16 protein-coding genes and 1 tRNA gene are annotated in these 10305 nt (G+C 66.0%); 8 read left to right on the top strand and 9 right to left on the bottom strand.

Going from position 1 to position 10305, the window contains the following annotated elements:
• Positions 1 to 85 precede the first annotated feature (85 nt).
• Together KQ307_RS12410 and KQ307_RS12405 are read left to right on the top strand one after the other, a co-directional pair.
• On the top strand, positions 86 to 415 hold the full coding sequence (locus KQ307_RS12410; RefSeq protein ID WP_259701665.1) for a hypothetical protein: 330 nt from the start codon (positions 86 to 88) through the stop codon (positions 413 to 415).
• Between the two features lie 59 nt (positions 416 to 474).
• The gene (locus tag KQ307_RS12405; RefSeq protein WP_259701664.1) at positions 475 to 666 is read left to right on the top strand and encodes a hypothetical protein; all 192 of its coding nucleotides are present in this window, start codon (positions 475 to 477) and stop codon (positions 664 to 666) included.
• Here the strand turns inward: KQ307_RS12405 and KQ307_RS12400 are convergent.
• Complete coding sequence (locus tag KQ307_RS12400) at positions 663 to 998, bottom strand: MgPME-cyclase complex family protein (RefSeq protein ID WP_259728130.1); 336 nt, start codon at positions 996 to 998, stop codon at positions 663 to 665. The genes KQ307_RS12405 and KQ307_RS12400 overlap by 4 nt on opposite strands.
• Entirely contained in the window at positions 995 to 1744 is a 750-nt protein-coding gene (locus tag KQ307_RS12395) for a pyridoxine 5'-phosphate synthase (RefSeq protein WP_259701662.1), read from the bottom strand. Before KQ307_RS12395 ends, KQ307_RS12400 begins: the two co-directional genes overlap by 4 nt.
• A 233-nt stretch (positions 1745 to 1977) precedes the next feature.
• On the opposite strand from KQ307_RS12395, the gene KQ307_RS12390 reads away from it, so the two are divergent.
• From KQ307_RS12390 to grxD, 4 genes are all read left to right on the top strand, one after another.
• The gene (locus tag KQ307_RS12390; protein ID WP_259728180.1) at positions 1978 to 2664 is read left to right on the top strand and encodes a 1-acyl-sn-glycerol-3-phosphate acyltransferase; all 687 of its coding nucleotides are present in this window, start codon (positions 1978 to 1980) and stop codon (positions 2662 to 2664) included.
• 29 nt (positions 2665 to 2693) lie between these two features.
• Positions 2694 to 3239, top strand: a complete 546-nt coding sequence (locus tag KQ307_RS12385; RefSeq protein WP_259701661.1) for a hypothetical protein — start codon at positions 2694 to 2696, stop codon at positions 3237 to 3239.
• 111 nt (positions 3240 to 3350) lie between these two features.
• Complete coding sequence (locus tag KQ307_RS12380; RefSeq protein ID WP_259728129.1) at positions 3351 to 3584, top strand: BolA family protein; 234 nt, start codon at positions 3351 to 3353, stop codon at positions 3582 to 3584.
• A 49-nt stretch (positions 3585 to 3633) separates the two neighbouring features.
• Positions 3634 to 3957, top strand: a complete 324-nt coding sequence (gene grxD, locus KQ307_RS12375) for a Grx4 family monothiol glutaredoxin (protein ID WP_259701660.1) — start codon at positions 3634 to 3636, stop codon at positions 3955 to 3957.
• 27 nt (positions 3958 to 3984) lie between these two features.
• Here the strand turns inward: grxD and KQ307_RS12370 are convergent, their stop codons facing one another.
• Positions 3985 to 4251 (bottom strand): DUF6761 family protein, encoded by a 267-nt coding sequence (locus tag KQ307_RS12370; protein ID WP_259701659.1) that lies wholly within the window; start codon positions 4249 to 4251, stop codon positions 3985 to 3987.
• Positions 4252 to 4441: 190 nt separating this feature from the next.
• Between KQ307_RS12370 and KQ307_RS12365 the strand changes: the two genes are divergently transcribed.
• Positions 4442 to 5170, top strand: a complete 729-nt coding sequence (locus tag KQ307_RS12365; protein WP_259728179.1) for a response regulator transcription factor — start codon at positions 4442 to 4444, stop codon at positions 5168 to 5170.
• On the opposite strand, the gene KQ307_RS12360 is transcribed toward KQ307_RS12365, so the two are convergent.
• The 6 genes from KQ307_RS12360 to KQ307_RS12335 form a co-directional block, all read right to left on the bottom strand.
• Entirely contained in the window at positions 5171 to 5731 is a 561-nt protein-coding gene (locus tag KQ307_RS12360; protein WP_259728128.1) for a hypothetical protein, read from the bottom strand.
• Positions 5724 to 5858, bottom strand: coding sequence for a hypothetical protein (locus tag KQ307_RS14820; RefSeq protein ID WP_311133772.1), 135 nt, complete (start codon positions 5856 to 5858; stop codon positions 5724 to 5726). The genes KQ307_RS12360 and KQ307_RS14820 overlap by 8 nt, the downstream gene beginning before the upstream one ends.
• A 209-nt stretch (positions 5859 to 6067) precedes the next feature.
• A complete protein-coding gene (gene crtH, locus KQ307_RS12350) occupies positions 6068 to 7621 on the bottom strand; it encodes a carotenoid isomerase (protein WP_259728127.1) in 1554 nt (517 codons plus the stop codon).
• 24 nt (positions 7622 to 7645) lie between these two features.
• Positions 7646 to 9040 (bottom strand): FADH(2)-oxidizing methylenetetrahydrofolate--tRNA-(uracil(54)-C(5))-methyltransferase TrmFO, encoded by a 1395-nt coding sequence (gene trmFO / locus KQ307_RS12345; protein WP_259728126.1) that lies wholly within the window; start codon positions 9038 to 9040, stop codon positions 7646 to 7648.
• Positions 9040 to 9162, bottom strand: a complete 123-nt coding sequence (locus KQ307_RS12340; RefSeq protein WP_259701654.1) for a photosystem II protein Y — start codon at positions 9160 to 9162, stop codon at positions 9040 to 9042. The genes trmFO and KQ307_RS12340 overlap by 1 nt, the downstream gene beginning before the upstream one ends.
• Before the next feature lie 112 nt (positions 9163 to 9274).
• On the bottom strand, positions 9275 to 9802 hold the full coding sequence (locus KQ307_RS12335) for a gamma carbonic anhydrase family protein (protein WP_259701653.1): 528 nt from the start codon (positions 9800 to 9802) through the stop codon (positions 9275 to 9277).
• 130 nt (positions 9803 to 9932) lie between these two features.
• Between KQ307_RS12335 and KQ307_RS12330 the strand changes: the two genes are divergently transcribed.
• Positions 9933 to 10004: transfer RNA gene (locus KQ307_RS12330), tRNA-Lys, on the top strand.
• The last annotated feature ends 301 nt before the right edge of the window (positions 10005 to 10305 follow it).

Genomic DNA, 10305 nt, shown 5'->3' with positions numbered 1-10305 from the left:
AACCTTCGAGCGCCTTTTGTCAGCTTTGCCGCCTGCCACCGGTTCACTGGCGCTGGTACCGTCCGCCCAATGTCTTTGCAGGCCCATGGATCCAGCCTCCCTCTCCGTTTCCCAGAGGGTCAATCTGCTGGTGAAGGCGCTGAATGGAGCAAAGCGCACCAACGAGGCACTGGCTGCCTGCACGGATGGGGAGGCCATGGTCGAGGTGCTGCTCGATGCCTCATCGCGGCTCGGACTGCGGCTCAGCCGCAACGACCTGCTCGCCACACCGCCGATCCGCGACTGGATCTGGTGGAAGAACAAGGAGGCCCTGCTGACGATTGGCGATCAGCGGCCTCGCCATCAGCAGGACGGCAGGGACACTCCCGCTGGCAGACCCTCCGAGGGACGTCGACGCTTCCTCGGCCTGTTCTGAGATCTCTGCAGGAATTCAACCGATTTCAGGGTCGCCCCAGGGCTGTTCGCTCTGACAACATGGATAGAGATTTGCGTCAGCAACCCAACACCTTGATCCCCACCAATCTCCATTGGCAGTCGAACGGTGAACTTCACCCGGAGGATCTGGAGCGTCTGCGTGAGCGCCTGTTGGCTGATCGGGCCCTTGACCACCGCCAGCAGAGGCACCTGGCCGGCTGGGTGGTTGAGAAGCAGCGCCAGGTGGCCTAGCCGGCGGCGGCCAATGGATCCGGAATGGTGGCACTTGGGGCCAGAAAGCTCCCTTTCACCACGAACTCAAGGCGCAGCTTGAGAAAATCGATGAACTTCGGATCGGTGGACACCACGGCTGAGGCCGGTTTCGGAAGGGCGGCGGCAACGGTCTGAAGATCGACGGAGGCAAGAAAAGCCGGGGAGCTGATCAGCCAGAAATCGATCGGCTTGTTCCCCTCGGCGTAGTTCCGAACCCGCTCCCGGAGCACTTCTTCGAGCGGCTCCTCCTCCGTGAGGAAGGCTGTGCTGGCGGCTACGAAGAAATAGGTGGTCGGCGTTGAGGCGCTCATGGGCTGATGCCACCAAACAGGGGGTCGTGGCGAGGATTCTGAACCAGGGCCTTCATCTGCCGCACCGCCTCCTGCAGCCCCACCGCCAGGGCCCGGGCCACGATCGTGTGACCGATGTTCAGTTCCTCCATCGCGGCGATCGCGGCGACCGGCTCAACATTCTGATAAGTGAGGCCATGGCCGGCGTTGACCCGCAGGCCGAGCTGACCGGCCAGGGCGGCGGCCTCGGTGAGCCTGGCCAGTTCGCGGGGCTGCTCCGGCCAGCTCGCTTCCGCGTAGGCGCCGGTGTGGAGCTCCACCCAGCGGGCACCGCACAGCTGGCTGGCCTCCAGCTGGGCAGGCTCCGGGTCCACGAACAGGCTCACGGGAATGCCGGCCATCTGCAGTCGCTCCACCAGGGCCTGCAGGGCCGGACGCTGGGTCAGCACGTCCAGCCCTCCCTCGGTGGTCACCTCCTGGCGCTTTTCCGGCACCAGGGTGATCATGTCGGGCCTGATCTCCAGGGCAATCGCCTCCATCTCAGCGGTGGCAGCCATTTCCAGGTTGAGCCGGCTGCGCACGGTGGCCCGCAGCAGCTCCAGATCCCGGAGCTGAACATGGCGCCGGTCTTCGCGCAGATGCACGGTGATGCCGTCGGCTCCCCCCAGTTCCGCCAACAGGGCGAAACTGACTGGATCAGGCTCCACGGTGCGGCGAGCCTGGCGCACCTGGGCAACGTGGTCGATGTTCACGCCAAGGCTGGCCACGGCAGAAGCGGGATGGTTTGCCTGATCCTATGGATTGAATCCGGGCCGCAGCGGCAACTGCCCGTCGGGTGGATCGGCGGGGAGCCTGTCCCCCTAGCTTGCCGATAGTTCCGTGATGGCAGGTGGCCGTGAGCTCGCGGCAGCAGATCAGCCCGACAACCGAGCCAGCCGAAGGGCCGGCAACCGGGCCGGAAACGGCGCTTGCAGCCGAACCATCGGCAGCTGAGCACGCCCTGATCCGTCGGGAGCGCCGGATCTGCTTCGGGGTCAGCCCGGCCCTGGCTCCACTGGCCATGGCGGTCACCCAGGATCTGGCCCTGCCATGGCAGTTCAGCCGGATTGAGCTGCTCGGCACCGAGCACCTGCCCCTGCACGGCGCCGTGCTGCTGGCCCCCACCCACCGTGCCCGCTGGGATGCCCTGTTGCTGCCGCGCGCCGCCGGCCGGCGCGTCAGCGGCAGAGACTGCCGGTTCATGGTCACCCAGACGGAGATGAAGGGAATCCAGGGCTGGTTTCTGCAGCGTCTGGGCTGTTTCCCCGTCGACCAGGGCCGGCCGGGCACCACCACCCTTCGCTACGCAGTGGATCTCCTCAGGGTCGGCCAGCAGCTTGTCGTCTTTCCGGAAGGCCAGATCCGTCGCCAGGATGGTCCGATCCGGTTGCATCAGGGTCTGGCCCGGCTGGCTGTCCTGGCCGCCAGCCAGGGGGTGGTTGTCCAGGTGGTTCCCGTTGGGATCGGCTATGAACAAGAGCGTCCGCACTTCCGGAGCCGGGCAGCGCTTTGCTTCGGCCCCGTGCTGAGCGTGGAAGGCAGGGGGCGTGTGGCTGTGAAAAGCCTCAACGAACGCCTGGCCCTGGCCATGCAATCAGCCGAGGAAGCGGCCCGTCTGGCTTTGGGGCGTCCGATCGACGCCCTTTAGAGTTGATCAGAACTTTTCGATCCTTCCACGTGCGCTGGCCCCCTGTCGCCCTCGGGCTTGCTCTGGCGGCAACCCTCGCCCCCGTCGTTTCCATACCGGCCGCCTCGGCCCAGGCGGAACCCCAGAAGGTGCTTGAGGGCGCCAGTGTCGGTTTCAACCTGGCCTCGATCAACGGACTGCTGGTGCGAGGCGACGCCGCCGTTGCCCGCGGCGATCTGGCCGCGGCCCGCAAGGACTACGACCTCGCCCGTGACGCCAGCCTGCGGCTGCTCGGTTTCTATCGCGACCTGAGTGGATCCTTCCGCGGCCTGGATGCACGCATCCCAAGGGAAATGGACCAGAAGGGCCGTGAATCTCTGGAAACCCTGGCCCAGGCCAACCTGCGGCTGGCGGCCCTGCTGCGCCGTCAGAACCAACCGGAGGTGGCGGTGCCACTGCTGGTGGAGGTGATCAAGATCATGACCCCGGCCCGGGAGGAAGGGCGCAGGGCCTACCAGAGCCTGGTGGAGTTGGGCTTTGCCACCACCCCCTACACGGCCGGAGAACCGGCCCCTGCCACCACCGGCAGCAAGTGATCGGCTGATCCGTCCGTTCCCTCTGACAATCCGCTGAGCCGGGGATGGAGCGATCAGCCAGCCATGGCGCCCCAGCTTCTAGATTGCCGTTCTGTGAGTTCCGACGAGAGCATGGTGCAACCGGATCAAGTCAGAGCAGCGATCTGGAACAGCTTGCCGGATGCCCAGGTTGAGGTGGACGATCTGACCGGAGGGGGAGACCACCTCCAGGTGAAGGTGATTTCCGCCGCCTTCGCCGGTCTTTCCCGCATCAAGCAGCATCAGCTCGTTTACGGAGCCCTGCGCAGCGAACTGGCCAGTGAGGCCATCCATGCCCTGGCTCTGCAGACCTCATCCCCTGGCTGAGCCCGGCCCAGCTTCCTTCAACCTTTCTGATCCCCACCCCCAGCAGCCCATGGAACCCACCGTTGAGCAACGCATCAAGACCCTCGTGACCAGCGCTCCGGTGGTGGTGTTCATGAAGGGCACGAAGTTGATGCCGCAGTGCGGCTTCTCGAACAATGTGGTTCAGATCCTCAACACCCTTGGGGTGTCGTTCGAAACCTTCGACGTGCTCTCCGACCCTGAAATTCGCCACGGAATCAAGGAATTCTCCGAGTGGCCAACCATTCCCCAGGTGTATCTGAATGGGGAGTTCATCGGCGGCTCCGACATTCTCATCGAGCTGTACAACTCCGGTGAGCTGCGCGAAACCCTCGCAGTGGCCCTGGCCTCCTGAGGCCCTGCTGGCGATGCCGCTGTCGGCTCAGTGGTGACCGCTCTGGTAAAGGGTGCTGAGATCACCACCGGGTCCGATGAAACCAGAGGGATCGAGGATCCAGCGATCGATCAGTTCCTCCAGCCTTCGCTGGGATTGGGAATCCAGCACGGCGGTGCGCCGCAGGGCGTGCAGGTAGCCATCGGCATAGAGCCGCAGTTCCGATGGGCTGTGGTAGCGGCTCACCAGGTCCTGACAGGCATCGCAGAGTGACTGGAAGTGGCGAATGGCCTCAGGATTCTGCAGCGCGGTCATGGTGAGGCGTTCGGCCGGTGGGGGGGACTGAAGCAGGGGTGGCAACGACCTGATCGTCGGAACCCGGATGCCGAGTAGCTTAGGGATTCCCTAGGGATCCGCTGTGGAGCTGAGGCCCAGCCTGAATTCTGAACATCCACCCCAGGCCGAGGGCCAGGGGCCTGGAGAACGGCGTGGTTCCGCTTCACCTCTGAAGCGCATTCTGGTGGTGGATCCCCACCCCACGCTTCGCACGGTGCTGGCCCAGCGCCTCAGGCAGGATGGCCATCTGGCGGCTGCTGTGGCATCGGCCACCGAGGCGCTCCAGCTCTGCGAAGACCAGATGCCGGATCTGCTGGTGAGCGCCGAGTTGCTCGAGGAGAGCTCCGCGCTGCGGCTGGCGGCCCATCTGCGCTGCCCGGTGATGGTGCTCACCGCCCGAACCGGTGCCGATGCCGTGGTGGCCATGCTCGATGCCGGCGCCGATGACGTGCTGCGCAAGCCCTTCGGTCTTGAGGAGCTGGCGGCCCGGTGTCGCAGTCTGCTGCGGCGGAGCGGCAGTGGCCTGCAGGAGAGGGTCTGTGTGGGCCCGCTTGAAGTGCATCTGCTGCTGCGCCAGGTGATGCTGCGCGATCAGCCTGTCGAGCTCAGTCCGCGGGAATTTGCCTTGCTCTGCGCGCTGCTGATGCCGCCAGGCATGGTTCGCAGCCGCCAGGAACTGCTGCGGATGGCCTGGCCCCCGTTCAGTGGTGGCCCCCGCTCCGTCGATACCCAGGTGCTCACGCTGCGGCGCAAGCTGGAGTTGGCGGGTCTGGGAGAAGGGGGAGGAATCGAAACCGTGCGGCAGCAGGGGTATCGATTCAGTCTTGAAACCCTGCCGGAAGCCGGCGATTCCCAGTCTGGCAACCTTTCGCTGCGCCAGGTTGCCAGCGCTGGCTGATCAGCCGGCCTGGGCAGGCAGGAGCCAGGCGAAGCTGACCCCTTCGCCGATCAGCAGCAGCAGGCTGAGCATCGCCAGGGTCCAGTAGGTCCAGGCGGGGGTGATCCGTCCAATCCCCCTGGTGTCGAGCCCGGTGGATTGCTGGAAGCGCATCAGAAAATCGGCAAAGCGTTCCAGGCGTTGCGGCAACAGAAAGTGCTCGCCTTGCCGGGAGCGGATGTAGTGAACGGTGCCGCCCTGGCTGGTGGTGATCGGCACCAACCGGGCGACCTCGCTCCAATCCAGCCGCCAGCCCCGTCGGAACAGCCAGGCGCACCATCGTGGATGACCCACCCGGATGGCATCGGATTCGAGCACCACCTGTTCACTCAACATGGCGAAAACCAGCACCAGCCCAAGCATCAGGGCAGCCAGGAGCCACACCCTCAGCTCCGGCGGTGCCAGCACAGGCAAAGGACCCACCAGGGCGAGATATAGCAGCAGAAGCGTGGTGCGGATCAACGGAGCGATCCGATAGGGCTTGTTGTCTGGGGGGCCGATGACCGGCTGAAGCTCAGCCATCAGCCAGGGGGAGAGGGTCGCCGGAGAGCCCGAACACCTGCCGCTCCTGACCCTTCCAGAACGGGCCCATCCGCATCAGATCGGTGTGGGCGTCCTGGATGCGCAGCAGGTATTCGTCAGATGTCATCGAGGCCTTCTCTTCTTTGAGCTTGCTGAGCCTCAACTGCATCAACAGCCAGGGTTTGGTCAGGGCTCCCTTTTCTTCAAGGTACCGGGCCAGGTCCTGCGAGCTGGGCGTATCAGACTGTCCCACCTGGAAATATTGCGAACTGTTTCAATCTTAGTTTCCTGGCCGGCAATCCGTGGAATTGGGTCTTCGGGTTTCCGCCTGTTTGCTCAGTCCGGCAGGGCCCAGGGGTTGAGCCCCAGGTCGGCGCCCACCCGGTGGGCGCAGGCGAAGCCGCTGAAGGCCACGGCGTTGAGCCCCTGGCCGGGGAAGCAGGAATCCCCCACGCAGTAGAGCCCGGGGATGCCGGTGCGGTTGAACGGCATCGGCAGCAGGCCAGGCAGCCGCAGCGCCGGAATCGGGCCGTAACTGCCCTGGTGCCGGCCCAGGAAGCGGCGATGGCTGCGGGGTGTGCCCACCTCACGGTGGCTGATTGCCGTGCCAAGTCCCGGCAGGAAGCCCTCCAGCCGGCGGATGAGGCGATCGGCGGCGGCCTGCTTGGCCTGCGCGTAGGCCGTGGGTCCCAGGCCTTTCCAGTTGTCAATCGCCGACGGGGTGAAGGCATGCACGATGTGATGGCCAGGCGGCGCCAGGGACGGGTCCAGCAGGGTGGGAATCGAAACGAACACCGTGCCCTGCTCCGCCTCCATCTCCTCCCAGTGCTCCAGCAGCAGGTGGTGACAGTGGCTGCCGGCGGGAATCAGCTCCGCCTTCACGCCCAGGTGCAGCGAGAGGAACGAGGCTGAGGGTTTGTAGCGCCGCCGCCAGACCGTCTCCGCCGCCGGTGTGTGGGCGTCATCCACCAGGCTGCCGAAGGTGTCCCAGCGGGTGGCATTGGAGATCACCCGCCGGGCGCGGATCGTTTCACCGCCGGCCAGCTCCACCCCCACCGCCTGGCCGTTCTCCAGCACCACCCTGGTGACCCTGCTGCGGTAGCGGATGGCGCCGCCGTGGCGCTCCAGGCCGCGCACCAGGTGTTCGGCGATCGTGCCGACGCCGCCCCTCGGGTAGTTGATGCCGCCGGCATGGCGATCGGAGAACACCATGCCGGCATTGATCATCGGCGTGCGATCGGCCGGCATCACCGACCAGCAGAAGCACTCCATGTCGATGAACCTGAGCAGCGCCTGATCCTTGATGTGGCGGCGGGCCACATCGCCCACGTTCACCGGCAGCCAGCGGGCCAGCCCCAGGCAGGCCAGGGGTGCTCTGAAGAACACCTTGGCCAGGTAGGCCGGATCCTCCAGGGAGAGGAGCGGCATGGCATCGAGGCAGCGGAACACCTGCCAGCAGGTGTCGTAGAAGGCGCGGATGCCGGCGGCTTCGTGGGGGAACAGGGCCGTGAGCCGGGCGATGAAGCTGTCGTAGTCGCGATCGACAGCCAGCTCAAGGCCTCCTGGCAGGTGGTAAGCGAGCTGGGCCGGGTCGGGGATGGTGTCCTGCCGTTCACCCACGTCCGCCAGGGCGCGGGTGAGCAGGTTGGTGTGCCCCTTCTCGCCGAAGCCGAAGATCATCGAGGCCCCCACATCAAAGGTGTACCCCGCGCGCCGGAAGCTGCCACCGGAGCCGCCCGGGATCAGGTAACGCTCCAGCACCAGCACCTTCGCCCCCTTGGCCGCCAGCTGGCTGGCGGTGACCAGCCCGCCGATGCCCGAGCCGATCACCACGGCATCCAAGGCCCCGCCTCCCGCCGCCGGGGAGGTGTTGCCGCTCGTCTGCTGCACGGAGATGTTGCCGGTGCGCCGAGGCTAGGCAAGCGCCAGGTCGGCCCCGGGGGTGGCCGCCAGCGGCGCCGCGATCGGTGCTGCTGAAGGTGCCGCGAAGGGGGCCAGATCCGCCAGGGCCCGATCTCGGTAGGCGCCGTAACGGCGGCGTTTGTCGCGGATGCGCTCCGGCAACTCCGGCATCAGGCCGAAGTTGGGCGGCATCGGCTGGAACCGCTCACTGGGGGCGGAGGCGATGAAGTGGGTGAGGGCGCCAGCCATGGTGGTGACAGGCAGGCAGATCGGTTCCTGGCCCAGCGCCAGACGGGCGGCGTTGGTGCCGGCCAGCCAGCCGCCGGCCACCGCCGCCGCATAGCCCTCGGTGCCGGTGATCTGTCCGGCCGCCAAAAGCGAAGGGCGCTGGCGGAACTGCAGGGTGGGATCCAGCAGCTGGGGCGCTTCAAGGAAGGTGTTGCGGTGCATCACGCCGAAGCGCACGAAGCTGGCGTTCTCCAGGCCGGGGATCAGGCGGAGCACCCGCTTCTGCTCGCCCCACTTGAGGTTGGTCTGGAAGCCCACCAGGTTCCAGAGCTGGCCGTCCTTGTCTTCCTGGCGCAGCTGCACCACCGCATAGGCCCGCCGGGCACGGCGCACATCAGCGTCGTAGAGGTCGCCCCAGCGGGGATCCCACAGGCCGATCGGCTTCAGCGGCCCATAGCGCATGGTGTCTTCGCCGCGGCGGGCCAGCTCCTCGATCGGCAGGCAGCCTTCGAAGAACGTGGCGCTTTCCTGCTCGAAATCCTTCAGTTCCGCCTGCTCGGCGCCCAGCAGCGCCTCGCGGAAGGCGAGGTACTGCTCCCGGTTCATCGGGCAGTTGATGTAATCCGCGTCGCCCTTGTCATAGCGGCTGGCCCGGAAAGCCCGCTGCATGTCGATGCTCTCGCCTTCCACGATCGGGCTGGCGGCATCAAAGAAGTGGCACTCGGCGCGACCGGTGAAGGCGCGGAGCTGCTCGGCCAGGGCGTCACTGGTGAGTGGACCGGTGGCCAGCACAGTGATTTCGGCGGGTGGTGGCAGTTCCCTCAGCTCGCGCCGCTCGACGCTGATCAGGGGATGCTGCTCCAGGGCGACGGTGAGGGCTTCACTGAAACGGCCCCGATCCACGGCCAGGGCCCCGCCCGCAGGAACGGCATGGGCATCAGCAGTGCCGATCACAACCGAACCAAGTTGGCGCAATTCCTCCTGAAGCAACCCGGCGGCCCGGTCGCTGGAGAGGGCTCCAAAACTGTTGCTGCAGACGAGCTCTGCGAATTCGCCACTGTGGTGGGCGGGGGAGCGGCAGACCGGCCGCATTTCCCACAACCTCACAGGCACACCGGACTGGGCGATCTGCCAGGCCGCTTCAGTACCGGCGAGGCCGGCACCGATCACCTGGATCATCAGGCGCGGGAGCGCTTGAGCATGAGTTGGAGCTGGCCGACGGCCGCCCGTCCGATGTTGAACACAGCCCAGCTGACAGCCAGCAGGATCGGGGCTGAAACCAGCAGAAGCCTTGCGTCCATCGGGTCCAATGCAGGGTCAGCTAATCCTACGGACCCGAGGACCCCGTTGAGGACAATCCGGAGCGGGTGGGGCGAACCTGCAGTGGGTCCCGAAACCGATCCAGGCTGGATTTCAGCGTTCAAAGCCCGTACGATCGCTCCTGCCGGCATGGGCGGCGGCCAGGGTCCTGTAACGGAGGGCATGGTGGCGTTGGTCGGACAGTTCTGCCGCACTCAGCTCACGGCGTGGCCTGGCGGGCACACCAGCCACCAGCGTGGCCGGTGGCACGTCACTGGTGACCACAGCCCCTGCCGCCACCAGGGCCCCTTCTCCCACGGTCACACCGTTAAGAACGATGGCACCGATACCAATCAGGCAACCATCCTTGAGGACGGCCCCATGGACCACGGCCCGATGGCCGATCGTGACCTCCGCCCCGATCCAGACGCCCTGGCCTGGATCTCCGTGCAGCACCGCCCCATCCTGAACGTTGCTGTTCTCGCCCACCACGATCGAGCAGAGATCGCCGCGGGCCACGGCCAGCGGCCAGAGGCTTGCTCCAGCCGCCAGGGACACATCGCCAATCAGCACGGCGCTGGGTGCCACCCAGGCCTCGGGGTGGACGTTGGGCTCAGGCCAGGGAGAACGGTCTGCGGTCACGGATCGGAGCCTTCGACAGCATGGCCATTGTGGTCAGGCAAGTTTTTGGGATGGCCTTCAGCCGGAGGGTCTCCGGTGCACTGGGGAGTGCATTCCCCTTGTGATACGTTCGCTGCTGGCCCATCCGGGCGGGTCGCTAGCTCAGCGGTAGAGCACTCGGCTTTTAACCGATTGGTCCTGAGTTCGAATCTCAGGCGACCCATCTCTGAACGGCGAACGTCCTGGCGGTGATCCAGGCAAGACGCCCGGGAACCTCCTGCTGATCAGGAAACGCCTCTTAACAAAACGCAACAGCGTGTTAATCTTTGGCAGACAAGCCGCGCAAGCGGGTCCGCAGGCGGCTTCCGCCTTGCCTTGTCTTCCTTCCTCGTCCCTTCGGGGGCACTATCTCTCGTCCTCATGACCTCAACTCTTCAGCAGCGCCAAGGCGCTTCTGCCTGGAGTCAGTTCTGTGAGTGGGTCACCTCCACCAACAACCGCCTCTACGTGGGCTGGTTCGGTGT

Origin of the sequence: Synechococcus sp. CS-1326 (assembly GCF_025128115.1) — a bacterium.
Classification (GTDB): domain Bacteria; phylum Cyanobacteriota; class Cyanobacteriia; order PCC-6307; family Cyanobiaceae; genus Regnicoccus.
This window is presented reverse-complemented; position numbering and strand designations above follow the sequence as displayed.